This window comes from Streptomyces nojiriensis (genome assembly GCF_017639205.1).
Lineage (GTDB): Bacteria > Actinomycetota > Actinomycetes > Streptomycetales > Streptomycetaceae > Streptomyces > Streptomyces nojiriensis.
This window is the reverse complement of sequence record NZ_CP071139.1, coordinates 4,996,105-5,020,349: the sequence shown is the minus strand read 5'-3', so window position 1 is coordinate 5,020,349 and position 24,245 is coordinate 4,996,105. Positions and strand designations below refer to the sequence as shown.

The 24,245-nt window shown below is 71.6% G+C and carries 27 protein-coding genes and 1 tRNA gene; 10 read left to right on the top strand and 18 right to left on the bottom strand.

Annotated elements, in window-relative coordinates; all coding sequences use genetic code 11:
- Window positions 1–28: 28 nt before the first annotated feature.
- Window positions 29–379: a WhiB family transcriptional regulator gene (locus JYK04_RS23490; protein ID WP_030009547.1), complete on the bottom strand. Its 351-nt coding sequence runs from the start codon at window positions 377–379 to the stop codon at window positions 29–31.
- Between the two features lie 385 nt (window positions 380–764).
- Here JYK04_RS23490 and JYK04_RS23485 point away from each other — a divergent pair, with 385 nt between their 5' ends.
- Entirely contained in the window at window positions 765–3,071 is a 2,307-nt protein-coding gene (locus tag JYK04_RS23485; protein ID WP_189743866.1) for a transglycosylase domain-containing protein, read from the top strand.
- A 124-nt stretch (window positions 3,072–3,195) separates the two neighbouring features.
- Here the strand turns inward: JYK04_RS23485 and JYK04_RS23480 are convergent, their stop codons facing one another.
- Window positions 3,196–3,657, bottom strand: a complete 462-nt coding sequence (locus tag JYK04_RS23480) for a GatB/YqeY domain-containing protein (protein ID WP_030009270.1) — start codon at window positions 3,655–3,657, stop codon at window positions 3,196–3,198.
- Window positions 3,658–3,725: 68 nt separating this feature from the next.
- Between JYK04_RS23480 and JYK04_RS23475 the strand changes: the two genes are divergently transcribed.
- The 4 genes from JYK04_RS23475 (at window position 3,726) to JYK04_RS23460 (ending at window position 6,051) form a co-directional block, all read left to right on the top strand.
- Entirely contained in the window at window positions 3,726–4,664 is a 939-nt protein-coding gene (locus JYK04_RS23475; protein WP_189743864.1) for a metallophosphoesterase, read from the top strand.
- Between the two features lie 12 nt (window positions 4,665–4,676).
- Entirely contained in the window at window positions 4,677–5,390 is a 714-nt protein-coding gene (locus JYK04_RS23470; RefSeq protein WP_189743862.1) for a Pr6Pr family membrane protein, read from the top strand.
- A 39-nt stretch (window positions 5,391–5,429) separates the two neighbouring features.
- Window positions 5,430–5,503, top strand: a tRNA-Pro gene (locus JYK04_RS23465).
- An 89-nt stretch (window positions 5,504–5,592) separates the two neighbouring features.
- The gene (locus tag JYK04_RS23460; protein WP_189743860.1) at window positions 5,593–6,051 is read left to right on the top strand and encodes a hypothetical protein; all 459 of its coding nucleotides are present in this window, start codon (window positions 5,593–5,595) and stop codon (window positions 6,049–6,051) included.
- A 7-nt stretch (window positions 6,052–6,058) separates the two neighbouring features.
- Here JYK04_RS23460 and JYK04_RS23455 read toward each other — a convergent pair whose 3' ends face one another.
- The gene (locus tag JYK04_RS23455) at window positions 6,059–6,658 is read right to left on the bottom strand and encodes an SgcJ/EcaC family oxidoreductase (protein ID WP_229876557.1); all 600 of its coding nucleotides are present in this window, start codon (window positions 6,656–6,658) and stop codon (window positions 6,059–6,061) included.
- A 130-nt stretch (window positions 6,659–6,788) separates the two neighbouring features.
- Here JYK04_RS23455 and JYK04_RS23450 point away from each other — a divergent pair, with 130 nt between their 5' ends.
- Entirely contained in the window at window positions 6,789–7,259 is a 471-nt protein-coding gene (locus JYK04_RS23450; protein ID WP_189743859.1) for a MarR family winged helix-turn-helix transcriptional regulator, read from the top strand.
- 53 nt (window positions 7,260–7,312) lie between these two features.
- Here the strand turns inward: JYK04_RS23450 and JYK04_RS23445 are convergent, their stop codons facing one another.
- The 5 genes from JYK04_RS23445 to JYK04_RS23425 all read right to left on the bottom strand — a co-directional run bounded on the left by JYK04_RS23445 (window position 7,313) and on the right by JYK04_RS23425 (window position 10,341).
- The gene (locus JYK04_RS23445) at window positions 7,313–7,591 is read right to left on the bottom strand and encodes a hypothetical protein (RefSeq protein ID WP_189743857.1); all 279 of its coding nucleotides are present in this window, start codon (window positions 7,589–7,591) and stop codon (window positions 7,313–7,315) included.
- 56 nt (window positions 7,592–7,647) lie between these two features.
- Window positions 7,648–8,163, bottom strand: a complete 516-nt coding sequence (locus JYK04_RS23440; protein ID WP_189743855.1) for a DUF5956 family protein — start codon at window positions 8,161–8,163, stop codon at window positions 7,648–7,650.
- A gap of 70 nt (window positions 8,164–8,233) precedes the next feature.
- Window positions 8,234–8,830: an HD domain-containing protein gene (locus JYK04_RS23435; RefSeq protein ID WP_189743853.1), complete on the bottom strand. Its 597-nt coding sequence runs from the start codon at window positions 8,828–8,830 to the stop codon at window positions 8,234–8,236.
- 6 nt (window positions 8,831–8,836) lie between these two features.
- Window positions 8,837–10,138 (bottom strand): cytosine deaminase, encoded by a 1,302-nt coding sequence (codA, locus tag JYK04_RS23430; protein ID WP_229876545.1) that lies wholly within the window; start codon window positions 10,136–10,138, stop codon window positions 8,837–8,839.
- A gap of 35 nt (window positions 10,139–10,173) precedes the next feature.
- Window positions 10,174–10,341, bottom strand: a complete 168-nt coding sequence (locus tag JYK04_RS23425) for a hypothetical protein (RefSeq protein WP_189743851.1) — start codon at window positions 10,339–10,341, stop codon at window positions 10,174–10,176.
- A 97-nt stretch (window positions 10,342–10,438) separates the two neighbouring features.
- On the opposite strand from JYK04_RS23425, the gene JYK04_RS23420 reads away from it, so the two are divergent.
- Window positions 10,439–12,244, top strand: coding sequence for a S9 family peptidase (locus tag JYK04_RS23420; protein WP_189743849.1), 1,806 nt, complete (start codon window positions 10,439–10,441; stop codon window positions 12,242–12,244).
- Between the two features lie 43 nt (window positions 12,245–12,287).
- Window positions 12,288–13,052 carry an SURF1 family protein gene (locus JYK04_RS23415; protein WP_189743847.1) on the top strand — a complete coding sequence of 255 codons (765 nt, stop codon included), beginning with the start codon at window positions 12,288–12,290 and terminating at the stop codon, window positions 13,050–13,052.
- Window positions 13,053–13,162: 110 nt separating this feature from the next.
- Here the strand turns inward: JYK04_RS23415 and JYK04_RS23410 are convergent, their stop codons facing one another.
- The 7 genes from JYK04_RS23410 to JYK04_RS23380 form a co-directional block, all read right to left on the bottom strand.
- The gene (locus tag JYK04_RS23410; RefSeq protein ID WP_189743845.1) at window positions 13,163–14,245 is read right to left on the bottom strand and encodes a hypothetical protein; all 1,083 of its coding nucleotides are present in this window, start codon (window positions 14,243–14,245) and stop codon (window positions 13,163–13,165) included.
- Window positions 14,242–15,003 (bottom strand): SigE family RNA polymerase sigma factor, encoded by a 762-nt coding sequence (locus JYK04_RS41365; protein ID WP_373297491.1) that lies wholly within the window; start codon window positions 15,001–15,003, stop codon window positions 14,242–14,244. The genes JYK04_RS23410 and JYK04_RS41365 overlap by 4 nt, the downstream gene beginning before the upstream one ends.
- A 273-nt stretch (window positions 15,004–15,276) precedes the next feature.
- A complete protein-coding gene (locus JYK04_RS23400; RefSeq protein ID WP_189743843.1) occupies window positions 15,277–16,350 on the bottom strand; it encodes an aspartate-semialdehyde dehydrogenase in 1,074 nt (357 codons plus the stop codon).
- On the bottom strand, window positions 16,347–17,621 hold the full coding sequence (locus JYK04_RS23395; RefSeq protein WP_189743841.1) for an aspartate kinase: 1,275 nt from the start codon (window positions 17,619–17,621) through the stop codon (window positions 16,347–16,349). Before JYK04_RS23395 ends, JYK04_RS23400 begins: the two co-directional genes overlap by 4 nt.
- Before the next feature lie 143 nt (window positions 17,622–17,764).
- Complete coding sequence (locus JYK04_RS23390) at window positions 17,765–18,412, bottom strand: DUF5063 domain-containing protein (protein ID WP_189743839.1); 648 nt, start codon at window positions 18,410–18,412, stop codon at window positions 17,765–17,767.
- Window positions 18,405–19,004, bottom strand: a complete 600-nt coding sequence (recR, locus tag JYK04_RS23385; protein WP_030010802.1) for a recombination mediator RecR — start codon at window positions 19,002–19,004, stop codon at window positions 18,405–18,407. Before recR ends, JYK04_RS23390 begins: the two co-directional genes overlap by 8 nt.
- Window positions 19,005–19,043: 39 nt before the next feature.
- Window positions 19,044–19,388, bottom strand: coding sequence for a YbaB/EbfC family nucleoid-associated protein (locus tag JYK04_RS23380; protein WP_189743837.1), 345 nt, complete (start codon window positions 19,386–19,388; stop codon window positions 19,044–19,046).
- Between the two features lie 269 nt (window positions 19,389–19,657).
- Here JYK04_RS23380 and JYK04_RS23375 point away from each other — a divergent pair, with 269 nt between their 5' ends.
- Window positions 19,658–20,404, top strand: a complete 747-nt coding sequence (locus tag JYK04_RS23375; protein WP_189743835.1) for an SLATT domain-containing protein — start codon at window positions 19,658–19,660, stop codon at window positions 20,402–20,404.
- Window positions 20,405–20,516: 112 nt separating this feature from the next.
- Here the strand turns inward: JYK04_RS23375 and JYK04_RS23370 are convergent, their stop codons facing one another.
- The 3 genes from JYK04_RS23370 to JYK04_RS23360 all read right to left on the bottom strand — a co-directional run bounded on the left by JYK04_RS23370 (window position 20,517) and on the right by JYK04_RS23360 (window position 23,435).
- Window positions 20,517–21,167, bottom strand: a complete 651-nt coding sequence (locus tag JYK04_RS23370; RefSeq protein WP_030010934.1) for a hypothetical protein — start codon at window positions 21,165–21,167, stop codon at window positions 20,517–20,519.
- Window positions 21,168–21,269: 102 nt separating this feature from the next.
- Window positions 21,270–21,935 carry a GntR family transcriptional regulator gene (locus JYK04_RS23365; protein ID WP_189743833.1) on the bottom strand — a complete coding sequence of 222 codons (666 nt, stop codon included), beginning with the start codon at window positions 21,933–21,935 and terminating at the stop codon, window positions 21,270–21,272.
- Window positions 21,936–22,073: 138 nt separating this feature from the next.
- Entirely contained in the window at window positions 22,074–23,435 is a 1,362-nt protein-coding gene (locus JYK04_RS23360) for an aspartate aminotransferase family protein (protein ID WP_189743831.1), read from the bottom strand.
- A gap of 179 nt (window positions 23,436–23,614) precedes the next feature.
- Here JYK04_RS23360 and JYK04_RS23355 point away from each other — a divergent pair, with 179 nt between their 5' ends.
- The gene (locus JYK04_RS23355) at window positions 23,615–24,244 is read left to right on the top strand and encodes a DJ-1/PfpI family protein (RefSeq protein WP_189743829.1); all 630 of its coding nucleotides are present in this window, start codon (window positions 23,615–23,617) and stop codon (window positions 24,242–24,244) included.
- Window position 24,245 lies beyond the last annotated feature (1 nt).

The window sequence follows — 24,245 nt, the reverse complement described above, 5'->3', positions numbered from 1 at the left end:
CGTTCGTACGTCGTGGCGGCCGTGTGGTCTACCCGGCTGCCGCGTAAGTCTCGTACGACACGTCGATCTCCGCGTCTGCATCCATGGTGAGGATGCCCGTACTGCGCTCGTACTCCGTACGTGCGGTTTCGAGCAGCCGTCGCCACGAGGTGACGGTGGGACGCCGGCGCAGCAGCGCACGTCGTTCCCGCTCGGTCATTCCGCCCCATACGCCGAACTCGACACGATTGTCGAGCGCGTCGGCCAGGCACTCGGTCCGCACCGGACATCCGGTGCACACCGCCTTGGCCCTGTTCTGTGCCGCTCCTTGAACGAATAGTTCATCCGGATCGGTAGTGCGGCAGGCTGCCTGCGCACTCCAGTCGGTAACCCAGCCCATCCCGGCGCCGTCCTCTCCCGAATCGAGGCTCCCCCACGGCGGTAGCGGCATATTCACCGCTGCCAGTTGAGGACGTTACGGAAGGCGGGCACAGTGCAACACCCCCGACGGGCCCAATCTTGAATGGTCCGAACGGACTATGGGTAAGCGGCAGATCACCCGACGGAGTGATCCGGCGACATGCCCGACCATTGCGGCAATTCGGGTGTAATCGTCGGTTCAGCTTCAGCAGAGGGGCAAGATTCGGACATGTGTCCACCCCATTCGGGAAGGGTGAAAATCAAGCCGAGGGGTTGATGTCGCACCACACTGCTGTGACAGTTGGGGACAGCTTAGGCCAAGGCATTCGCGTGTGTCCGGCGAATGAGAACGTAGGCTTCCCCCTATGGGAAAGAAGCGCTCGGGCGGCGGGCTCACGGGGAGCCAGCAGGCCGCCAAGTTCCTCGGAGTGTCCGTCCTCTCCGGGGTGGTACTGGCCGGCATGGCGATTCCGGCCGCAGGCGCCCTGGGCCTGGCGGCCAAGGGGACGGTCGAGGGATTCGACGAGATCCCGGCCAATCTAAAGACTCCGCCGCTGAGTCAGCGGACCACGATTCTGGACGCCGAGGGTGGCCAGATCGCCACCATCTATTCGCGCGACCGTCAGGTGGTCCCGCTCACGGCGATCTCCCCGTACATGCAGAAGGCGATCGTCGCCATCGAGGACTCGCGCTTCTACGAACACGGCGCGGTCGACCTCAAGGGCATCCTGCGCGCGGTGAACCGCAACGCGCAGGAAGGCGGCGCCGCGCAGGGCGCCTCCACCCTCACCCAGCAGTACGTGAAGAACGTGTTCGTCGAAGAGGCCGGCGACGACGAGACCAAGGTGCGCGAGGCCCAGGAGAAGAGCCTCGGCCGCAAGATCCGCGAGCTGAAGTACGCGATCCAGGTCGAGGAGGAGCTCGGGAAGAAGAAGATCCTCGAGAACTACCTCAACATCACCTACTTCGGGCAGCAGGCGTACGGAATCGAATCCGCCGCCCAGCGCTACTTCAGCAAGCCGGCCAAGGACCTGACGCTGGAGGAGTCCGCGCTGCTCGCGGGCGTCGTGCAGTCGCCGAGCCGGTACGACCCGGTGAACGACGCGCAGGAGGCGACGAAGCGCCGCAACATCGTCCTGCAGCGGATGGCCGACACCAAGGACGTCTCGCAGGCGGAGGCGGACGCGGCGAAGGCGAAGCCGGTCACCCTCAAGGTGACCAAGCCGAAGAACGGCTGCATCACGGCCGTCAAGGGCGCGGGCTTCTTCTGCGACTACGTGCGCAACGCCTTCCTGACCGACACGGCCTTCGGCAAGACGCGCGAGGAGCGCGCGAAGGTCTGGAACCAGGGCGGCCTGACGGTACGCACCACCCTGGACCCGCAGTCGCAGGACGCGGCCAACGAGTCGATCAAGGACCACGTCTACCAGGAGGACTCGATCGCGACGGCTGTGACCATGGTCCAGCCGGGCACCGGACGGGTGCTGGCGATGGGTCAGTCCAAGCCGTACGGCTTCGGGAAGAACGAGACCCAGATCAACTACTCCGTGGACAAGCGGATGGGCGGCTCGAACTTCGGCTTCCAGGTCGGCTCGACCTTCAAGCCGTTCATCGCCGCGGCCGCCATAGAGCGGGGCATGCCGCCGACCAAGGTGTACCAGGCGCCGAACAAGATCGACTATCCGACGCCGATCTCCAAGTGCGACGGCACGCAGTGGCTGAACCTGCCGATCGACGGCAAGATCCAGACGGCGAAGAACGAGACCGAGGACGAGATCGGTCCGTACGCGCTGCGGACGGCGATGGAGAAGTCCATCAACACGTACTTCGTCGAGATGATCGGCGAGATCGGCCTCTGCCCGGTGACGGAGATGACGCAGAAGCTCGGCGTGGTCCCGGCCGACGGCTCCAAGCTCCCCGAGGCCCCGTCGATCGCGCTCGGCTCCGCCGAACTGTCCCCGCTGACGATGGCCAACGCGTACGCGACCTTCGCCAACCGCGGTGTCTTCTGCACGCCCGTCGCCATCGAGTCGATCACCGACGCGCACGGCAAGGCGCTCGCCGTGCCGAAGTCCAAGTGCGACCGGGCGATGTCCACCGAGACGGCCGACACCATCAACACCCTGCTGCGCGGAGTGGTCGACTCCGGTACCGGTGAGCGGGCCGGTCTCAACGACCGCGACAGCGCGGGCAAGACCGGTACGACGGACTCCCGCTACAACGCCTGGTTCGTCGGCTACACGCCGAACGTCTCCGGCGCGGTGTGGGTCGGCTCGGGCGGCGCGAAGAAGATCACGATGGAGAACATCGTGATCGGCGGCAAGCCCTTCGAGAAGGTCTTCGGTGGCGGCCTGCCCGGCCCGATCTGGAAGGACGCGGTCAGCGGCGCGCTCTCCGGCCGCGAGTCGGGGAACTTCGTCACGGTCGGCATCCCGGAGCCGACCCTCCCCTCCGGCGGTCCGCGCGGCAACAAGCCGACCACGAACCCGACCCGGCCCGGCAAGCCCGGCGGCGACGGCAAGCCCGGCGGCCGCCCCGGCGGTCAGACCGGCGGACACGGCGGCGGCGGTGCCACGGGCGCCACGGGCGACGTCCAGCCGCAGCCCCCGTTCCCCGGGATCTCGATCGACCCGAACACCGCCGGCGTGATCGGCGGCCGCGACGACCAGTAGCGGTCGGCGGTCGGCGCACAGCACGACACGACACGCGAAGAAAGGGGGAGGGCCCCGGCCGACACCGGCCGGGGCCCTCCCCCTTTGCGCTGCGCGCTCTTCGTCGCGCTTTCGCTTCGCGGTCCTACGAGAGCTGCTGCTTGACGACGGCGGCGACCCGCCCGCCCTCCGCCAGCCCGGCGACCTTCGGGTTCACGATCTTCATGACGGCACCCATGGCACGCGGCCCCTCGGCGCCCGCGGCCTTGGCCTCCTCGACGGCCGCCGCCACGATCGCGACGAGCTCGTCGTCGCTGAGCTGCTTGGGCAGGTACGTGTCGAGGAACTCGCCCTCCGCGGTCTCGCGCGCGGCCTGCTCGGGACGGCCGCCCTGGGCGAAGGCCTCCGCGGCCTCGCGGCGCTTCTTCGCCTCCTTGGCGATCACCTTGAGGACTTCCTCGTCGGAGAGCACACGTGCTTCCTTGCCCGCGACCTCCTCCTTGGTGATGGCGGAGAGGGTCAGGCGCAGCGTGGACGAGTGCAGTTCGTCGCGCGCCCTGATGGCGGTCGTGAGGTCTTCCTGGAGCTTGGCCTTGAGCGTGGTCATGCAGGTGAGTGTGCCAGGTACGGGGGCAGTGGCGCTCACCGGTTTTCCGGGTCTGAGACGATGGGTCCATGCGTGCGCGTTACGGAGTACCCCTGAAGGCGGCTGCCGGAATCGCTGCGGTGGGGGCCGCGGGTGTGGCCTATGCCGCCGGTTTCGAGGCGAGGTCCTTCCGCCTGCGCCGGGTCACGGTGCCTGTCCTTCCCCAGGGGATGCGCCCGCTGCGCGTGCTCCAGGTGTCCGACATCCACATGGTCGGCGGACAGCGCAAGAAACGTGCCTGGCTGCAGTCGCTGGCCGGCCTGCGCCCCGACTTCGTCGTGAACACCGGCGACAACCTCTCCGACACCGAGGGCATCCCCGAGCTGCTCGACGCGCTGGGCCCCCTGATGTCCTTCCCGGGCGTGTACGTCTTCGGGTCGAACGACTACTACGGGCCGCGGCTGCGCAACCCCGGGCGCTACCTGATCGAGCGGACCCAGGGCCGGCACGGGCTGAACGGCAACAAGCCGGTCGTCGGCGCCGTCCACAACCCGTGGGAGGAGATGCGGGACGCCTTCGACGCGGCCGGCTGGCTGAACCTCACCAACACCCGGGCGCGGCTGAAGCTCGACGGCCTGGAGCTGGCCTTCACCGGGCTCGACGACCCGCACATCAAGCGGGACCGCTACGCGAGCGTCGCCGGCGGCCCGGAGGCGGACGCGGACTTCTCGATGGCCGTGGTGCACGCCCCGTACCTGCGCGTCCTGGAGTCCTTCACGGCCGACCGGTACCCGCTGATCCTCGCGGGACACACCCACGGCGGTCAGCTGTGCATCCCCTTCTACGGGGCGCTCGTGACCAACTGCGACCTGGACACGAAGCGGGTGAAGGGGCTCTCCACGCACGAGGCGGAGGGCAATCGCGCGTACCTGCACGTCTCGGCCGGCTGCGGCACCAACCGGTTCACCCCGGTCCGCTTCGCCTGCCCGCCCGAGGCGACGCTCCTGACGCTGACCCCGAAGGGGTAATGCGCTGCCGGGATGACCGCCCCGTCGCGCCTCGTCCCGGTGGTGTTCCGCGGCCTGATCGCCGCGGCGGCCGTGGCGGGGGCGGCCATCGACTTGGCGTACGGCAGCGTGCCCGTCGTCCTGAGCTACTTCACGATCTGGACGAACATCCTGGTCGCGGTCGTCCTCGGGCTGTCCGCCGCGCGCGCCCGGCAGCGCCGGCCCGACGTCGCCCCCCTCTACCGGGGCGGGGCCCTCCTCTTCATCCTGATCACCGGGCTCGTCTTCCACCTGGTGCTCGCCAACCCCGCCAGCCCCTTCAACGTGGTCGCGGAGCTCGACAGGCTGACCGGCGCCAGGGCCGTGGCCGTGGCCGACCAGCTCCTCCACACGGTCACCCCGGCCGGCGCCCTCCTGGACTTCCTCCTCCTGACGACACCGCGCACCCTGCGCCCGCGCCACGCCGCCCTGTGGCTGGCCTACCCCCTGACGTACGTGACCTTCGCACTGCTGCGCGGCGCCCTGCTCGCCCCGGGCACGGCGCGCCGGTACACGTACCCCTTCATCGACGCGGCCCGGTACGGCTACGCCCACGTGACCCTGAACGCGCTGGTCCTGGGCGCAGCCTTCTACGCACTCGGCCTCGCCCTGGTCACGGCGGACCGCTTCCGCCCGACGCCGCCCCTGGCCCCGCGACCGCTCCGCGAAAACCGGATTTCGTCTCCGGCGAGAGGTCCGCTAAAGTAATCGATGTCGCCAGGGCAGCAAGCGCTGCAAGGCGGCGATCGGGGTGTAGCGCAGCTTGGCAGCGCGCTTCGTTCGGGACGAAGAGGTCGTGGGTTCAAATCCCGCCACCCCGACAGAGCAGTACCAGGAAGACCATCTACTGATTCAGTAGGTGGTCTTCCTGCTTTGGTCTGCGCGACCGGCCCTGTGAAGGAGGTGCGCGATGACGGTCTTCCGGTGCCGTGGCTGCCGCCGTGCGGTGACGCCGGCCGTCATCGAGCGACCGCTGCCGGACCCGGATACGGATGACGGGTGGTACCGGCCGGTGGCCGGGGCCGCCGATGCGAAGGGGCATACCGATCGGCCGATCGTGCGGATGGCCCCGGGGACGTTCGCGGTCGACCCCGATCCCTCCGGGCCGCCGTACGTCCTGGACGACTCGTCCGGCCTGCTCGTCGAGTCCGGTCCGAGCCGCACCGTCGTGCTCAATCCCGGCGACGGCATCGGCCTGGAGGAGCACCCGGACCCCGCGATGCGCCGCGGCTACTGCTGTGGGATGGACGGCGAGTGGGGGCCCAACCTGGTGTGCGCGTGCGGGGCGGTCATCGCCACCGTCTACTCGGACTGCTATCAGATCCAGGAGCTGAGACTGCAGCCCGGCGCCGTCGAGCGCTGCGATTGACCGGGCTTCACCGCTCCGCCTTCGGAGCCGTCGCGGGCGAGAAGAGGAAGGAGAACCGCTCCATCACGTTCCGGCGCTGCGTGTTGTGGAAGGCGGCGATGCGCCAGGCGCCGTCCGGGTCGCGGACCAAGGTGTACGTCTGGACCTTGGAGAGCTCGGTGGGGCCGGGCTTGGTGCCCGTGTAGTCGTCGCCGCGGCCGGTGAGGATGGCGGCGTCGGTGCCGAGGAAGCGCAGGTCGAGGAAGGTCGCCGCGAGTTCGGTGCCCTTGACGAAGTCCTTGAAGAGCGCGCGGTGGCCCTCGGTGATGTCGGAGCGGCCCTCGTAGTGGCTGCCGACGTAGGTGGTGTAGGTGGCGTTCTCGGTGAACTGACGGCCGTACGCGTCCGCGTCGCCGCGGGCCCACGCGGTGGTGAGGGCGTCGATGGTGGCGCAGATGGCCTCGCCGTCGGCACGGTTCGCGCCCTCCGGTATGACGTCGGCGCAGGTTTCCGTCCCGGCGCGGCGGACGTCGGAGGTGGTGTCGAGGTAGAGGTACGCGCCGCCGGCGCCGAGGGCGAGGAGGGCGGCGGTGACGAGGGCGGCGCGCTTGAGGGTCTTGGTGTTCACGGGGTGCCTCTCGGTCCACGGGTACGGGCGGATGACGGCCGCCGCCGCGTTGATTACACTGACGCAGCAACTGCACACATGCATTATCTGCATACATGCAGATAAATGACAAGGGGAAGGCGGGTTCGCGATGGCGGAGCACGACGACCGGCGGGCGGTCTTTCGGGACTACGTCGACGCCGTGGGGCTGCACGGCATGGCGGGCGCGGAGGCGGCTGGCCTCCAGGCGTCCGAGTGGTACGCGCTCAGCCGGATCACCCTGGCCGGCGGTCTCACCTCCGGCGAGCTCGCGGCCGGGACCGGCCTCACGACGGGGGCGACGACGCGGTTGATCGACCGGCTGGAGCGCGCGGGGTACGTACGGCGCACCGCCGACCCGGGCGACCGGCGCAAGGTCGTGGTCGAGGCCGTGCCCGGCGCGCTGGCGCAGGTCGAGGCCGCCGTGGGGCCGGCCCGGAAGCGGATCGGCGAGGTGCTCGCCGGGTACACGCCGGAGCAGCAGGAGTTGCTCTTCGACTACTTCAGGCGCGCCGCCCCCGCGTTCCGGGAGGCGACGGAGGAGATCCGGTCCGCGACGCAGGAGCGCAAGGGGAGCCGGTAGTCGCGGCCGCGGCCGCCGCCGTCAGCAGGCCATCGGGTCAGCGGGTCAGCGGGTCAGTAGGGGCGGGGGGACATGATGTGCGGCTCGATGGCCGGGGCCTCGAAGATGCAGCGGGGCACGCCCGGCCCGGGCGTCGCGCGGACGGAGACCTGCGTCGGTGGATCCGTCGGCAGCTCGACGTGCACGGTCACGGGGTGGTCGTCGTGCGTCGTGGCGTGTCCGGTCTCCTTGCCGTCCACCAGTACCTCCACGACGGCGGTGTGCCCGGTCTGGACCGTGGCGCTGACCGAATGCCCGTCGTGGTCGATGTGGAAGTGATGGCGCCGACCCATGAGATCGCCTCCCAGCGGTACCCCCTCACGACAAGCGTAGCCACACCCTCCACACCTCACCGCTCCTCAGGGGCGGCGAGTGCGGCGAGTTCGGTCCGGGCCAGGGCGAGGAAGGCCTCGGAGGGCCGGGCCGCCACGGCGCCCGCCGCGGCCAGGCCGTCGAGGTGGTCGAGGAGCGCGCCGAGGGTGGTGAAGGGGCCGACCGGGCGCAGCAGCCACAGGCGCCCCCGCGGGCGGGGCGGGAGCCCGAGCGCCGCGAGGGCTTCGTCGGCCTCGCGGTCGAGGTCCCGTAGGTCGGGCTCGGGCAGCGGGGCGCACTCCACGCCGGTGATGTGGCCGTGGCCGTCGAGGGCGGTGTCCACCGCCCAGTGGGTGGACCGGTCGGGGATCCAGGTGCGGTCCGCGGGGGGCCAGACGTACGGGAGGAACACCCAGCGCAGGTCCTCGGGGGCCGGCTCCCAGCCGAGCACCTCCAGCTCCCGCATCTCGGGCAGCCGGTCCGGCTCCAGTTCGCTGCGGCCGGTGCGGCGCAGTGCGAGCGGGTGCGGTGTTCCGTCCTCGTCCCACGACATGCGGGCACGTTATCCGACACGGTGACCGATATGCGTGACCCCCCGCGTGACGTGACCCCCGCGTACCGGGCTACCCCTGCGGCCGCTCCAGCGGGTTGGCGGCGATCCGGGCGGCCGCGCCGCCGGCCACGTACGCGGCCGCCGCGCAGTCGGGCTTGCGCGCGGCCTGGTCCTGGACCAGCGCGAGGAACGCGGCGCCGAAGTCGCCCCGCGGGTACGCGGCGAGGAGGTCGGCCGTGAAGGCGGGATCGAACTCGGCGACGCGCAGGCCCGAGACGTCCGCGCTCGTACCCACCTGCAGCAGGTGGCTCTCCACGTCCTCGGCCGCGCTCACGTCGTCCCGCATGTGCAGGACGATGACCTCCTCGGCGCGCGCCCGCCGCGCCGCCGGCCAGCCCAGGCCCGCCGTCAGGACGCGTGCGACATGGCCGCCGGCCTCCTCGAAGGGCAGGGTGTGGCTGTCGAAGGGCGCGGTCAGGCCCAGATCGTGCACCAGGGCGCTGACGTAGAGGAGTTCCGCGTCGTACGCCAGCCCGTGCTGCTCCGCGTACCGGGCGCCGAAGGCGTAGGAGCGGACCGAGTGGTTCAGGAGGGTCGTGTCCGCGTACTCCGAGGCGATCTCGAGAGCTGCGCGGGCCGATGCTGTGTCAAGCGTCCACGTCTTCATGGGGCGTCAGCGTAGGCGTCGGCTGAAGTCGATCTCGGACGGGGGCTCCCCCGGCCAGTTCAGCCGGGTCGGAGCGGGCGGGGTCTCGGCGAGGACGGTCCCGCGCGAGACGACGTACCGCGGGCGGACCTGGCGGCGGATCGCCTCCTCGGGCGACGGCGCGGGCAGCAGCACGAAGGAGGCGGGGGCACCCGCAGTGATGCCGTACTCCGTCTCCGCGAGGCCGAGCACCCGCGCCGCGCGCTCCGTCACCATCGAGAAGGCCAGCGGGATCTCGTCGGCGCCGGTGAGCTGGGCGGCGTACAGCCCGACGAGGGCGGTCTGCAGCGGGTTGGCGGTGCCCAGCGCGTTCCAGGGGTCCATCACGTCGTCGTGGCCGAAGGCGACGTTGACCCCGGCCGCCAGCATCTCCTTGACCTGGGTCAGGCCGCGCCGCTTGGGATAGGCGTCGAAGCGGCCCTGCAGGCCCAGGTTGGCGAAGGGGTTGGAGACCAGGTTGATGCCGGAGCGGGCGAGCAGGCGCTGGAGTTTGAAGCTGTACGCGCCGTTGTAGGAGCCCATGGCCGTCGTGTGCGAGGCCGTGGCGCGCCCCCGCAGCCCCGAGCGCAGGGCCAGCGTGGCCAGCACCTCCACGAAGCGGGACTGCTCGTCGTCGATCTCGTCGCAGTGCGCGTCCACCCGCAGGCCGTGCTCCTCGGCCAGCGCGAAGGCCGTGTGCAGCGAGGCGAGACCGTCCTCGCGGGTGTCCTCGAAGTGCGGGATCGCCCCGACGACGTCCGCCCCGCGGGCGACGGCCTCGCGCATCAGCCCCTCACCGCCCGGGAAGGAGACGATGCCCTCCTGCGGGAAGGCCACGATCTGCAGGGTCATGAAGTCCCGCACCCGGTCGCGCACCTCCAGCAGCGCCTCGAGCGCGGTGAGGTCCGGGTCGGTGACGTCGCAGTGGGTCCGCACGTGCAGCACCCCGTGGGCGGCCTGCCAGCGCAGCACCTCGGTGGCCCGCGCGATCACGTCCTCGCGGGTCAGGGTCCGCTTGCGCTCGCTCCAGCAGGCGATGCCCTCCCAGAGGGTGCCGGAGGCGTTGGGGCGGGGCTCGCCGACGGTCAGCGCCGTGTCGAGGTGGATGTGCGGCTCGACGAAGGGGGGCGTGAGCAGCCCGCCGTGGGCCTCGATGAGGATGCCGGTGACCGGTGGTTCCTTCTGATCGTCGTACGGGACGACCCGCGCGATGCGGCCGTCCTCCGCGACCTCGACGTCGGACAGGCCGTGGGTGTGCAGCAGCCGGGCGCCCCGGACGATCATCCGCATGGCGCCAGCCTAGACAGACCTCGGGCGGAGCGGGCCTAGCCGCGCTTGGCCTGGGCCTTCTGCTGCATGCCGCGCGTTTTCGCGGCGGTGCTGTGGGCGTCCCGGAACGCGGCCTTGGCACGGGCCTCGGCGGCCGTGTTCTTGGCCAGCGCGCGCTCGGAGTCCTGGTGGCTGTGGTGGCCGGTGCGGGCCTTCTTGGCCATGATCGTTCCTCCTCGGACGGAACGGCCGACGCGTTCCACTGTGCGCCCGTTCGCAGCGGTCGGCATCCCGGGGAGCGCTGCGGCCACAATGGGGCGCATGACCAGCGACAGTGAGATGACCCCCGACATGCCCGACTGGGAGAAGCGGTTCCGGGCACCGCGCGTCGGGCTCCCCGACTGGGCCGAGGACGCCCCGGACCGTTCGCTCTTCGTATCCAACGCGACCGGAACCTACGAGATCTACGCGTGGGACCGTGCCACCGGCGAGCAGCGGCAGGCCACGAACCGCCCCAACGGCACCACCGACGGCACCCTCACCCCCGACGGCGAGTGGATCTGGTGGTTCTCCGACACCGACGGCGACGAGTTCGGCACCTGGGTGCGCCAGCCCTTCGCGGGCGGCCCCGACGAACCGGCCACCCCGGGCCTGGAGCCCTCGTACCCCGCCGGGCTGGCCATCGGGCGGGACGGGACCGCCGTCGTGGGGCGCTCCACCGACGAGGACGGCTCGACCGTCCACGTGGTCCGGCCGGACGGCTCCGCGCCGACCGTGATCTACCGGCACCGGGAGTCGGCCGGCGTCGGCGACCTGTCCCGCGACGGGACGCTGGTGGCCGTCGAGCACACCGAGCACGGCGACGCGATGCACTCCGCCCTGCGCGTCCTGACCCTGGACGGGACCACCGTCGCCGAGCTGGACGACTCCCGGGGCGGGTCCCGGGAGCTGGGCCTGGAGGTCCTCGGTTTCGCGCCGCTCGTGGGCGACACCCGGCTGCTCGTCGGCCACCAGCGGCGCGGCCGCTGGGAGCCGATGGTGTGGGACGTGGCCACCGGCGCCGAGCAGGAGCTCGCGATCGACCTGCCGGGCGACGTCGCCGCCGAGTGGTATCCGGACGGGTCCGCGCTGCTGGTCGAGCACAGCTTCGAGGCGCGCAGCGAGCTGTGGCGCTACGACCTGGCCGCACGGGAGCTGGTCCGCGTGGACACGCCCGCGGGGTCGGTGTCGGGTGCCACCGCACGGCCCGACGGGACGGTGGAGTACCTGTGGTCGTCGGCCGCCGAGCCCTCGGCGGTACGGTCCACCGCGGGCGGGATCGTGCTGGACCCGCCCGGTTTCCGGGCGCCCGGCTCGATGCCGGTCGAGGACGTGTGGGTGGAGGGTCCCGGCGGGCGGATCCACGCGCTCGCGCAGCGGCCGGCGGGGCACGGCGAGGGTCCGTTCCCGACGGTCTTCGAGGTCCACGGCGGGCCGACCTGGCACGACAGCGACTCCTTCGCGTCGGCCCCGGCGGCCTGGCTGGACCACGGCTTCGCCGTGGTGCGGGTCAACTACCGCGGCTCGACGGGGTACGGCCGCGAGTGGACCGACGCACTCAAGCACCGGGTCGGGCTGATCGAGCTGGAGGACATCGCGGCGGTCCGGGAGTGGGCGGTCTCCTCGGGCCTCGCGGACCCGGCTCGCATGGTGCTGTCGGGCGGTTCCTGGGGCGGGTACCTGACGCTGCTGGGCCTGGGCACGCAGCCCGACGCCTGGGCCGTGGGCCTGGCCGCCGTACCGGTCGCGGACTACGTGACGGCCTACCACGACGAGATGGAGGCGCTGAAGGCGCTGGACCGCACCCTCTTCGGCGGTACGCCGGAGGAGGTCCCGGACCGCTTCGAGGCGTCCTCGCCGCTGACGTACGTGGACGCCGTGAAGGCGCCGGTCCACATCGCGGCCGGCGTGAACGACCCGCGGTGCCCGATCCGCCAGATCGACAACTACGTGGACCGGCTCGCCGCGCGCGGGGCCGTGCACGAGGTGTACCGGTACGACGCGGGGCACGGTTCGCTGGTGGTGGAGGAGCGGATCAAGCAGGTTCGGATGGAGCTGGAGTTCGCGCTGAAGCACCTGCCCCACTGACCCTGCGGGAGGCCGACCGGTGCACCCCCCGTACGGTGGTGGGGTGCACCGGTTTCTCCTGACCCCGCGCTGGTGGGGGATCAACGTCTTCGTCGCGCTCGCCGTTCCCTTCTGCCTGTTCATGGGGTCCTGGCAGCTCGGCCGGTTCGAGGACCGCGTCGACAGCCACCGGGAAGCGAGCACGGAGCGGCCGGCCGACCAGGTGGCCGCGCCCCTGGACTCGCTGCTTCCGGTCGACAAGACGACCTCCGGGCGACTGGCCTCCACGGCCGGGGAGTACGGCGACCAGCTGCTGGTGCCCGAGCGACGGCTGGACGGCCGGTCCGGGTTCTACGTACTGACGCTGCTGAAGACCGACTCCGGCAAGACCGTCCCGGTCGTCCGGGGCTGGCTGCCGGGAGCGGCGGATCCCGCGAAGGCGCCGGTCCCGCCGACCGGCCGGGTCGAGGTCAGCGGGGCCCTGCAGGCCTCGGAGAACGCCGGCACGAAGGGGGTCCACTCCCAGGGCGGGCTGCCGGCCGGGCAGCTCGGGGTGATCAGCGCGGCCTCGCTGGTCAACATCGTCCCGTACGACCTGTACGACGCCTGGCTGACCGTGCAGACCCCGTCGGACGGCATGATTCCGGTGCCCGCGCAGGCGCCGACCAACACCGGGCTCGACCTGAAGGCCTTCCAGAACCTCGGCTACACCGGCGAGTGGTTCGTCTTCGCCGCCTTCGTGCTCTTCATGTGGTTCCGGCTCTACCGCCGCGAGGTGGAGACCATCCGCGACGCCGAGGCGGGCCTGCTGGAGCCTGCCGCGCGGTAGCCCGGCCTGCTCGGCAGGACACCCCCTGAGGCCGTGTCCGCAAAGTCCCGCCCGCCCCGCGACGCCTGGGCCCGCCCTTCGGGCGGCCGGCGCTACTTCGCGGACACGGCCTAGGACAGCGGGATCGCGCCCGTCCGGTAGACCGTTCCGCCGCAGGCCTGCGGGATCGTCGTCCGCGTGGTCGTGGCCCCCGACTGCGGGGTGTGCGAGACGGCCACGCCGGCCGGGGCCGGGGACGCGCCCGACTGCGGCTCGACCGCCGGTCCGCTGCCCGTGCCGCCCGTGGTGCCCGCCGGGCCGGTCTGCGGGGACTTGCCGCCCGCGTCCGGGTTCGCCGGTGCGCAGGTCTGCCCCGACGGCACCCACGCGAAGCGGACCTCGTACGCCGTGTTCGGCGGGAGCACCAGCGACGGAGCAGCGGCCGCCGGGTCGGGCAGCAGCCCGCTCGCCGGATCCCCCGCCGTGTGGCCGACCACCGCGACCCCGGCGCCCGAGCCGGCCCCGGTACCGGGCGCCGGGGCTGCCGTCAGGGTGTCCTGACCGGCGACGGAGCAGCCCTGCGCCGAGACGTTGGTGACCCGGAAGCTGCCGTACACCCTGCCGTCGGTCTCCGGGGCCCGGGCCGATCCCACCACCCCGAGCTGGTCCGCGCCGCACCCGGGCACTCCCGGCGCCGCCACCGGCGGCAGCGGGCCCGAGCCCGCCACCGGCCCGCCGGAACCGGCCGGTCCGGCGGAGGTCCCGGCGCCCGACGGGCCTGCCGTCAGACCGTTCGCCGGGGGGACCGCCGTGGCGTTCGGCTGGCCGGTGCCCCCGCCCGCGGACGGGACCTCGCCGGAGTGGGTCGACCTCGGCAGGGCACCGAAGCCGTTCTGGTGGGGGTTGGAACCCGGTGCGCTGTGCTGGTCGCCCGCGGCCTCGCCGTGCCCGGCCATCGCCGGGTGGTCCGTGGCCGCGCCCTCGGCCGCGGACAGGTGCAGCGCGGCCGGGATCGCCGTCCCGACGAGCAGCACGGCCGCGGCGGCGCCGACGAAGGCGGCCCGGCGGTTGCGGGTCCGGCGCGCGGGGACGGCGTCGCGCAGTCGCTCCAGCGCGTCCGCGGAGGGCTGCAGGCCTTCGACGGCCCCGCGCAGGAGGATGCGCAGCTCTTCTTCCCCGCTCGCCCCGCCCGGCGATGTGTGGTCGTCCATCATGACTGCGCAGCCTCCATCGCCACCCGCAGCGCGGCAATGCCCCGCGATCCGTACGCCTTCACCGAGCCGAGCGATATTCCGAGCGTCTCGGCGACCTGGACCTCCGTCATGTCCGCGAAGTAGCGCAGCACCAGCACCTCGCGCTGGCGCCGCTGCAGTCCACGCATCGCTTTGATCAGATCGTCCCGTTCCAGCTGGTCGTACGCGCCCTCTTCGGCGCTCGCCATGTCCGGCATCGGCTTCGAGAGCAGCTTGAGGCCGAGGATGCGGCGGCGCAGGGCGGACCGCGAGAGGTTCACGACGGTCTGGCGCAGGTACGCCAGGGTCTTCTCCCGGTCGCGGACCCGGTTGCGGGCGGAGTGCACCCGGATGAAGGCCTCCTGGACCACGTCCTCGCAGGAGGCGGTGTCGTCGAGGAGCAGCGCGGCCAGGCCCAGGAGGGAGCGGTAGTGCGCCTGGTAGGTCGCGGTGAGGTGGTCGACGGTGGTGCCGGCCACCACCTCGGGCGTCTCGACCACCTCGGGCGTCTCAGCCGTCTCGGGCGTCTCAGCCGTTTCGACCGCCTCGGCCGTCTCGGGCGTCTCAGCCGTCTCAGCCGTTTCGACCGCCTCGGCCGTCTCGACCGCCTCGCTCTTGCTGCTCCCGTCCGTCTCAGCGCTGTCGCGCGGCGCGGGCACGAGACCGCTCCGGATCGGTACGGCGGTCCGTACGGGCGCCGTCGACGGTCCCGCCGAGGGCCCCGCCGGCGGGACGGGCACGATCACGGGAAAACCGCCGCCGGGTGTGCGGAGACCCCGGCGCGACGGGATGATCCCGATCTGCGCCGGCCGGACGGCCGGTTCGAGCAGTGTGTCTGCCACGCCGGTTGGACACGCGTCCCCCCATCAGGGTTGTACGCGCGAGGCAGCCTCACCAGCAAAATCCCTATTGCCCTCATGCGCACCCGCTCTTCCCGATTGCCCCGTCTTTATCGAGACGGCAGTCGGGCCATCACCTTGATCAAGGGATCAGCACCGATCCTACAAAGCGAATTACGCAAATTCACCCGCGATCAGTTCCGCGATCTGTGTGGCATTCAGCGCTGCGCCCTTGCGGAGATTGTCGGCGCACACGAAGAACTCCAGGGCGTGACGGTCGTCGAGCGAGGCCCGCAGCCGCCCCACCCAGGCGGGATCCGTCCCGGCGGCGTCCACGGGGGTGGGGAACTCCCCGGCCTCCGGGTCGTCCACGAGCACCACGCCGGGCGCGGCCTCCAGGATCTCCCGGGCGTGCGCGGCCTCCACCTCGCGCTCGAACCGGGCCCGCACGGTCAGCGAATGCCCGGTCAGCACCGGCACCTGGACGCAGGTCACCGACACCGGGAGCTGCTCCAGATCCAGGATCCGGCGCGTCTCCGCGCGTACCGCCAGCTCGTGCGAGGACCAGCCGTCCGCGCGCAGCTCACCGGACCAGGGCACGACGTTGAGGGCGAGCGGGGCAGCGAAGGGGCCGGTGTCCTCGCCCACGGCACGGCGTACGTCCCCCGGCTGCTCGCCCAGGGAGGTCCCGGCGACCAGCGACTGCTGGCGGCGCAGCGCTTCGGAACCGGCCCGGCCGGCGGCGCTCGCGGCCTGGTACGAGGAGACGACGAGGTCGCAGAGGGAGTACTCGGAGTGCAGCGCGCCCAGGGCCGCGATCATGGTGGCGGTCACGCAGTCCGGGCCGGCGACGATCCCGCGCGGCCGGATCCGTACGGCGTGCCCGTTGACCTCGGGCACCACCAACGGGACCTCGGGGTCCTCCCGGAAGGCGGCGGACAGGTCGATGACGACCGAGCCGCGCGTGGTGACCACGGGGGCCCACCGGGCCGAGACGTCGGCGGGGGTGAGGAAGAGGGCGATGTCGCCCGGTCCGAGGCCGTCGAAGGCGTCCTCGGTGAGGGCGATCACCTCGGTCTCCTCCCCGCGGACGGCCAGCATGCGGCCGGCCGAGCGCGCGGAGGCGATCAGGCGGATCTCACCCCAGACGTCCGCCCGCAGGGACAGCATCTGGAGCAGGACCGAACCGACTGCTCCGGTCGCCCCGACCACGGCGAGTGCCGGGCCGGAGGACCGGGTGGGGGTCATCGTCCGGTGCCCCCGTAGACGACGGCCTCGGCGCTGTCGGAGTCGAGGCCGAAGGCCGTGTGCACGGCGCGGACGGCCTCGTTCACATCGTCCTGGCGGGTGACGACCGAGATCCGGATCTCGGAGGTCGAGATCAGCTCGATGTTCACGCCCGCGTCGGACAGCGCCTGGAAGAAGGAGGCGGTGACGCCCGGGTTCGTCTTCATGCCCGCGCCGACCAGGGAGATCTTGCCGATCTGGTCGTCGTAGCGCAGGGATTCGAAGCCGATCGCGCCCTTCGCCTTCTCCAGGGCCTCGATGGCCTTGTGGCCCTCGGTCTTGGGGAGCGTGAAGGAGATGTCCGTGAGGCCCGTGGAGGCCGCGGAGACGTTCTGCACGATCATGTCGATGTTGATCTCGGCGTCCGCGATGGCGCGGAAGATCGCCGCGGCCTCGCCCGGCTTGTCCGGGACCCCGACGACCGTGATCTTGGCTTCGGAGACGTCGTGCGCGACTCCGGAGATGATGGCGTGCTCCACCTGCGCGTCCCCTTGCGGATTCTCGTTGCTGACCCAGGTGCCCGGCAGTCCGGAGAAGGACGAGCGGACGTGGATCGGGATGTTGTAGCGGCGCGCGTACTCGACGCAGCGGTGCAGCAGCACCTTGGAGCCGGAGGCCGCGAGCTCCAGCATGTCCTCGGAGGAGATCCAGTCGATCTTCTTGGCCTTCTTCACGACGCGGGGGTCCGCGGTGAAGACGCCGTCGACGTCCGTGTAGATCTCGCACACCTCGGCGTCCAGCGCCGCGGCGAGCGCGACGGCGGTGGTGTCCGAGCCGCCACGGCCGAGGGTGGTGATGTCCTTGGAGTCCGCGGACACCCCCTGGAAGCCCGCGACGATGGCGATGTTGCCCTCGTCCAGCGCGGTGCGGATCCGGCCCGGCGTGACATCGATGATGCGCGCTTTGTTGTGGACCGAGTCGGTGATCACGCCTGCTTGGCTACCGGTGAACGACTGGGCCTCGTGGCCCAGGTTTTTGATCGCCATGGCCAGCAGGGCCATGGAGATCCGCTCCCCGGCGGTCAGCAGCATGTCGAATTCGCGCCCGGCAGGCATCGGCGATACCTGCTCGGCGAGATCGATCAGCTCGTCCGTCGTGTCGCCCATCGCGGAAACCACGACGACCACCTGGTGGCCGTTCTTCTTGGCATCCACGATCCGCTTGGCGACGCGCTTGATGCCTTCGGCATCGGCTACGGAGGAGCCTCCGTACTTCTGCACGACAAGGCCCACGTGCGCTCCTCGCTCAGTCCGTCTCATTGCTGGTGCAGTCTAACGAGCGACCGGGATCCGACCGCCCCGTACCGCATCATGAGACGAGAAGATCAGAGGATGAGTTCCCGGCTACCGGCTCCCGGCAGGGCCGCCGCGTCCGCTCACGTGCGGCCGAGGCCGCCGAGCTCCTCGGCCATCACCTGTCCGGCCTGTTCCGCGAGATCGTCCTCGGCCATGTCCTCGTCCGTGTCCAGGCCGTCCAGCGCCGCCAGCGGCTGGTCCAGGCGTACGTGGGCGATCAGCGACTGGAGGGCGCGCAGGGTGGCCGAGGCCGTCGGACCCCAGTTGGTGAAGTACGAGAACTGCCACCACCACAGCGCCTCCGTGATGCGGCCCGACTGGTGGTGGATGAGCCCGTGCCGCAGGTCGGCGACCACGTCCGCCAGGTCGTCGGAGATCCGGTGGGCCACCGGGGCCTTGCGGGGCTCGTAGGGGTCGAAGACCTCGGAGTAGACGTCGACCGGCTCCAGCATGATCGCGAACCGCTCGCGCAGGTCGTCCACGTCCGGCTCCGGGCCGAGGTCGGGCTCGTAGCGCTCCTCCGGCAGCACGTCCTGGTACGCGCCCAGCCGGCCGCCCGCCAGCAGCAGCTGGGACACCTCCAGGAGGAGGAAGGGCACCGCACTGTCCGGGTCCTCGCCCTTGGCCACCTCGGTGACCGCAACGATGAACGACTCGATCTGGTCCGCGATCGAGGCGGCGAAGTCGTCCGGATCCTGGCCGAGGGCGTGCAGCGTTGCGTCAGACATCGAGAAGTCGCCTTCCTTCAAAGGCCCGCCCGAGCGTGACCTCGTCCGCGTACTCCAGATCTCCCCCGACGGGGAGTCCGCTGGCCAGGCGGGTGACCTTCAGGCCCATGGGCTTGATCATGCGGGCGAGGTAGGTGGCGGTCGCCTCGCCCTCCAGGTTCGGGTCGGTGGCCAGGATCAGCTCGGTCACCTCGCCGTCCGCCAGGCGCGCCAGCAGCTCGCGGATGCGCAGGTCGTCCGGGCCGACGCCCTCGATCGGGCTGATCGCGCCGCCGAGGACGTGGTACTTCCCCCGGAACTCGCGCGTCCGCTCGATCGCGACGACGTCCTTCGGCTCCTCGACGACGCAGATGACCGTGGTGTCCCGGCGCGGGTCGCGGCAGATACCGCACCGCTCCTCCTGCGCCACGTTCCCGCACACCGCGCAGAACCGGACCTTGTCCTTGACCTCCAGCAGCGCGTGCGCGAGGCGGCGGACGTCGGTGGGCTCGGCCTGCAGGATGTGGAAGGCGATCCGCTGCGCGCTCTTGGGCCCGACGCCGGGCAGCCTGCCCAGTTCGTCGATCAGGTCCTGAACCACGCCTTCGTACAACGGACTGCCTTCTTTCGTCGGGTAGGGGGGAGGGCCGGGCTAGAACGGGAGGCCGGGGATACCGCTGCCGCCGCCCAGGCCCTGGGCCAGGGGGCCCAGCTTCTGCTGCTGGAGCGCCTGCGCATTCTCGTTGGCCGCCTGCACCGCGGCCACCACCAGGTCGGCGAGCGTCTCCGTGTCCTGGGGGTCCACGGCCTTCGGGTCGATCACCAGCGCGCGCAGCTCACCGGAGCCGGTGACGGTCGCCCGCACCAGACCGCCGCCGGCCTGGCCCTCGACCTCGGTCCGTGCGAGCTCCTCCTGCGCGGCCGCGAGATCCTGCTGCATCTTCTGGGCCTGCTGGAGCAGCTGCTGCATGTTGGGCTGGCCACCACCGGGAATCACAGGGCACTCACTCCATACGTCGTACGTCGAGACCTTAGGAACGCTGGTCAATCCGAGCCTACGTGCTCCCCGGGCCCCGCGCCCTACGCCGTGAGGACCAACTCTTTCGAGTGAGAGACGAGGCGTGCGCGTACCTGATGGAGACCTCCTTGCGGGCGGAAATCCCGGGAATCGTCGCCCATCGCCCGTCATTCGAAGGTAGGAAGAGCATGCGCATCATTGCGCACACGCGCACCACCACACGTCAGCGCAGGCAGAGGGAGTGCCGGGTGAGCCAGCCGGAGATGCAGCCCGAGGGGCCACCCCGGGATCCCCGGGAGGAAGGCGGCGGACCGATGGCGGCGGGCGATCTGACCGGCCGGCCGTTCCCCCTCGGGGACTGGGGCGAGCCCGCCGAGCGGCTCGACGAGCTCTACCGGCGGGTCGAGGCCGACGCGCTGCGCACCGCCGAGTGGTACCTGTCCGACCGGGCCTGGAAGCGGCGCGGTGCGCGCGTGCTGCGCGCCGGGGCGGCCGTGGGCGCCGTCACGGGCGCCTCGATGCCGCTGCTGGAGCTGACGGGCTCGATCCCGGGCGCCTCCACCTACGGCTACCTCGCGCTGCTGCTGGGCGCGGCCGCGCTGGCCTGCGACCGGTTCTTCGGGCTGACGTCCGGGTGGATGCGGGACGTGGCCACCGCCCAGGCCGTGCAGCGCCGACTCCAGACCCTGCAGTTCGACTGGGCCTCGGAGAACGTGCGCGAGGTGCTCGGCCCCACCGAGGGCACGGCCAGCGAGGCCGCGGAGCGGTGCCTGACCGTGCTGCGCCGCTTCTCGGAGGACATCACCGAGCTGGTGCGGTCGGAGACGGCGGACTGGATGGTGGAGTTCCGGGCCGGGCCCGCGCCGCTGGTGATGCAGTCGCTGGGGGCCTCCGGGGGGCGCCCGGACCCGAACATCCCGCCCGCCCGCTTCCCGCTGCCGCCGGGTACCAGACCCAACATGCCCCGGCAGCGGCCGCCGGAGCAGCCGCGCTGAGGGACGGGCGGGGCTCATGGGACGGGCGGGGCTTACGGGACGGGCGGGGCTTACGGGACGGGCGGGGCCGGGGTTCCGCGCAGCGGACCCGTACCCCGCCCACCGGAGCCGCTCAGCTGAAGATGATCATCGATCCCTGGCCGAGGCTCCGCGTCGCGGCCGCGTGCAGTCCCAGCCACACGTGCCGCTCACGGGCGAAGGGGCTGTCGTCGTACGGAATCGGCCCCGCGGGCTCCTCCAGCAGCGTCGGCCGCCCCGGCGGCGCCGGTGCGGCGGGCGGGTTCCCCGGGTCTATCCCGATGGCGGGGGCCACGAACAGCAGCTCCCGCAGCAGCCCCTGACCGGACCCCAGCGGCCCGCCCCCGGCCAGCAGCTCCTCGTTCGCCAGCGGAGCCGCGAAGTCCACCGGGACATAGGCCCCGGCGTGGTCGTAGTGCCACACCAGGTGCGACTGCTGGGCCGTGGGCTCGAACATCTCCAGCAGCTGCTCGTAGTCCCCGCCGAGCTCGTCCACCGGGGTCACGGGCAGCCCGCAGAGCTGGAGCATGTACGCCCGCCTCAGGAAGTGCAGGGCGTCGTAGTCGAAGCCGGCGACCGGGGCGACGTCCCCGCTCAGGCCCGGCATGTACGCGAACACGGGCACGGACGGCAGTCCGGCCGCGCCCAGCGCCCTGTCGTACGAGGCGATCTCTTCCGCGAAGGGGTTGTCGGGGCTGTGGCACAGCACGTCGACAAGGGGGACCAGCCACAGGTCACAGGCCACTCGGCCTCCGATCAGTCGTTGTCGCCGATTCCGGCCAGCGTAGTGGGCCGGACACCCTCCGCGAAGGGGTGCGCAGAACCTGGGGGCAAGACACCCGGGCCCTCAGAGGCGGGCGGCCCAGGCCAGCGCGTGCTCGTTGTAGCCGCGCACGATCCCGCGCACCGCGTCGGCGTCGGCCAGCGTCACCGCGTCCACCAGCTCGCTGTGACCGTCCCACAGCGCCGACCGCAGCTGCGGCTCGCGCTGGAGGTGGGGGACGGCGAAGACCCAGCACTGCACGCGGATGCGGTGCAGGAACTCGGAGATGTAGGTGTTGGCGACCAGCCCGCTCAGCTCCCGCCAGAAGCGCAGGTCGTAGCCGATCAGGACTTCGAGCGAACCGCTCTGCGCGGCCCGCCGCGCCTCCTCTCCCCGGCGGCGCACCGACACCAGCAGCTCGCCGGAGCCGGGGGCGGTGCCGCGCTCGGCGAGCCGGCGGAAGATCCCGTCCACGACGAGCGAACGGGCCTCGACCATGCCCCGGAAGTCGTCCACGGAGAAGACCCGCACGCGGAAGCCGCGGTGCTGGACCAGTTCGAGCAGCCCTTGGGCCGAGAGGTCCACGAGCGCCTCGCGCACCGGGGTCGCGGAGACCTCGTACTGCTCGGCGATCTGCTTGACGGTGAACTCGGTCCCCGGGGGCAGGCGTCCCGCGAGCACCTCGTCACGCAGCGCGTCCGCGATCTGCTGGCGAAGTGTGTTGCGGGTGACAGCTCCGCTGCCTGGCATAGGGGTCCGTCTCCTGTCGTAGAGCTCCGGACACCATAGGCCAGACAACGCGGCCGAAAACCGATCGGTAGCCAACCGATATCCGGCATCCGGCATCCGCACCCGGTGGGCGGGTGCGGATGCCGGATGCGGGCGGGTCTAGCCGGCCGTGGTGTGGCGGTCGGCGACCGTCAGCGCCTCGTCCAGCAGGGCCAGGCCCTCCTTGGCCTCCGCCTCCGTGACGTTGCAGGGCGGGACCACGTGGGTGCGGTTCATGTTCACGAAGGGCCACAGCCCCGACGCCTTGCAGGCCGCCGCGAACTCGGCCATCGGCGCGTTGTCCGCACCGGCCGCGTTGTACGGCACGAGCGGCTCGCGCGTCTCCTTGTCCCGTACGAGCTCCAGGGCCCAGAAGGCGCCCAGCCCGCGGACCTCGCCGACCGAGGGGTGCCGCTCGGCGATCTCGGCGAGCGCCGGGCCGATCACGTTCTCACCGAGGTGGGCGGCGTGCTCGACGATGCCCTCCTCCTCCATCGTGTTGATGGTCGCGACGGCGGCGGCGCAGGCCAGGGGGTGGCCGGAGTACGTCAGTCCGCCCGGGTAGGGGCGGGTGGCGAAGGTCTCGGCGATGGCGGACGAGATGGCCACGCCGCCGAGCGGGACGTAGCCGCTGTTCACGCCCTTGGCGAAGGTGATCAGGTCGGGGGTGACGTCCCAGTGGTCGGCCGCGAACCACTTGCCGGTGCGGCCGAAGCCCGACATGACCTCGTCCAGGATGAAGACGATGCCGTGGCGGTCGCAGAGCTCGCGCACGCCCGCGAGGTAGCCGGCGGGCGGGGTCATGATGCCGGCGGTGCCGGGCACGCTCTCCAGGATGATCGCCGCGATGGTCTGCGGCCCCTCGAAGGCGATGGTGTCGGCGAGGTGGGCGAGGGCGCGGGCGCACTCCTCGGCCTCGGTGGTGGCGTGGAAGGCGGAGCGGTAGAGGTACGGGCCCCAGAAGTGCACGACGCCGGCGGCGGCCGTGTCGGAGGGCCAGCGGCGCGGGTCGCCGGTCAGGTTGATCGCGGCGGCGGTGGCCCCGTGGTAGGAGCGGTAGGCGGAGAGCACCTTGGCGCGGCCCGTGTGCAGACGGGCCATGCGCACCGCGTTCTCGACGGCCTCGGCGCCGCCGTTGGTGAAGAAGATCTTGTCCAGGTCGCCCGGGGTCCGCTCGGCGATGAGGCGTGCGGCCTCGGAGCGGACGTCGACGGCGAAGCCGGGCGCGAGGGTGCAGAGCCGGGCGGCCTGCTCCTGGATCGCGGCGACGACCTTGGGGTGCTGGTGGCCGATGTTGGTGTTCACCAGCTGGGAGGAGAAGTCGAGGAACCGCTTGCCTTCGTAGTCCCAGAAGTACGACCCCTCGGCCCCGGCAACGGCGAGGGGGTCGATCAGGGCCTGGGCGGACCAGGAGTGGAAGACGTGCTTCCGATCTGCGTCCTTCACGGTGGCAAGGGTGTGCGAGGTGACATGAGGGGTCATGTCGTCACGCTAGAAGTGCGCAGGTGGGGCGGGATATCGGCGGACTGTATGGGGGTGGGGGGCCGCTCTCGGCAGTCTGTCTGCGAGGGGGCTCGAACCCCCTCGCAGGATTGACAGCATCCTGTCGTCATGACAGTCTATTGTCATAGAGCAGGAACCACGCTGGAGGCGAAAGCACCATGAGCGAGACCCCGCGCAAGCCCGTCCACCTCGCGGTCTACGACACGTACGCGGACTGGGAGACCGGCCACACCACCGCGCACCTCACCCAGCGCGGCCACACCGTGCGCACGGTCGGCGTGAGCGCCGCGCAGCCGGTCACCACCATGGGCGGCGTCCGCATCCAGCCTGACCTGGCCCTGGCCGGCCTGCTACCGGAGGACTCCTCGCTGCTGATCCTCACGGGCGCGTCCCTGTGGGACACGAGCGACGATCTGGCTCCGTTCGCGGCCAAGGCGCGGGAGTTCCTGGCCGCCGGAGTGCCGGTCGCGGCGATCTGCGGAGCCACCGCCGGCCTCGCCCGCGAGGGCCTGCTGGACGGCCGGACCCACACCAGCGCCGCCTCCTTCTACCTCGCCGAGCAGCCCGGCTACGGGGGCGCCGAGTGCTACGTCGAGGCCGACGCGGTGACCGACGGCGACCTGATCACGGCGGGGCCGACGGAGCCGGTGGCCTTCGCCCGCGAGGTCTTCGCCCGTCTGGACGTCTACAAGCCGGACGTCCTGGACGCCTGGTACGGGCTCTTCCACGACTCGGACGTCAGCGCGTACCCGGTGCTGATGGCGGCATCGGCGGCCGGCGATGCGTGAG

Coding starts and splice junctions, on each gene's coding strand:
- JYK04_RS23450 (WP_189743859.1), top strand. CDS start 6,789: ATGGCGGAGCACGACGACCGGCGGGCGGTCTTTCGGGACTACGTCGAC.
- JYK04_RS23490 (WP_030009547.1), bottom strand. CDS start 379: ATGGGCTGGGTTACCGACTGGAGTGCGCAGGCAGCCTGCCGCACTACC.
- JYK04_RS23470 (WP_189743862.1), top strand. CDS start 4,677: ATGACCGCCCCGTCGCGCCTCGTCCCGGTGGTGTTCCGCGGCCTGATC.
- JYK04_RS23485 (WP_189743866.1), top strand. CDS start 765: ATGGGAAAGAAGCGCTCGGGCGGCGGGCTCACGGGGAGCCAGCAGGCC.
- JYK04_RS23435 (WP_189743853.1), bottom strand. CDS start 8,830: ATGAAGACGTGGACGCTTGACACAGCATCGGCCCGCGCAGCTCTCGAG.
- JYK04_RS23420 (WP_189743849.1), top strand. CDS start 10,439: ATGACCAGCGACAGTGAGATGACCCCCGACATGCCCGACTGGGAGAAG.
- JYK04_RS23475 (WP_189743864.1), top strand. CDS start 3,726: ATGCGTGCGCGTTACGGAGTACCCCTGAAGGCGGCTGCCGGAATCGCT.
- JYK04_RS23440 (WP_189743855.1), bottom strand. CDS start 8,163: ATGTCGTGGGACGAGGACGGAACACCGCACCCGCTCGCACTGCGCCGC.
- JYK04_RS23410 (WP_189743845.1), bottom strand. CDS start 14,245: ATGATGGACGACCACACATCGCCGGGCGGGGCGAGCGGGGAAGAAGAG.
- JYK04_RS23360 (WP_189743831.1), bottom strand. CDS start 23,435: ATGACCCCTCATGTCACCTCGCACACCCTTGCCACCGTGAAGGACGCA.
- JYK04_RS23355 (WP_189743829.1), top strand. CDS start 23,615: ATGAGCGAGACCCCGCGCAAGCCCGTCCACCTCGCGGTCTACGACACG.
- JYK04_RS23425 (WP_189743851.1), bottom strand. CDS start 10,341: ATGGCCAAGAAGGCCCGCACCGGCCACCACAGCCACCAGGACTCCGAG.
- codA (WP_229876545.1), bottom strand. CDS start 10,138: ATGCGGATGATCGTCCGGGGCGCCCGGCTGCTGCACACCCACGGCCTG.
- JYK04_RS23365 (WP_189743833.1), bottom strand. CDS start 21,935: ATGCCAGGCAGCGGAGCTGTCACCCGCAACACACTTCGCCAGCAGATC.
- JYK04_RS23460 (WP_189743860.1), top strand. CDS start 5,593: ATGACGGTCTTCCGGTGCCGTGGCTGCCGCCGTGCGGTGACGCCGGCC.
- JYK04_RS23400 (WP_189743843.1), bottom strand. CDS start 16,350: ATGACCCCCACCCGGTCCTCCGGCCCGGCACTCGCCGTGGTCGGGGCG.
- JYK04_RS23390 (WP_189743839.1), bottom strand. CDS start 18,412: ATGTCTGACGCAACGCTGCACGCCCTCGGCCAGGATCCGGACGACTTC.
- JYK04_RS23445 (WP_189743857.1), bottom strand. CDS start 7,591: ATGGGTCGGCGCCATCACTTCCACATCGACCACGACGGGCATTCGGTC.
- JYK04_RS23480 (WP_030009270.1), bottom strand. CDS start 3,657: ATGACCACGCTCAAGGCCAAGCTCCAGGAAGACCTCACGACCGCCATC.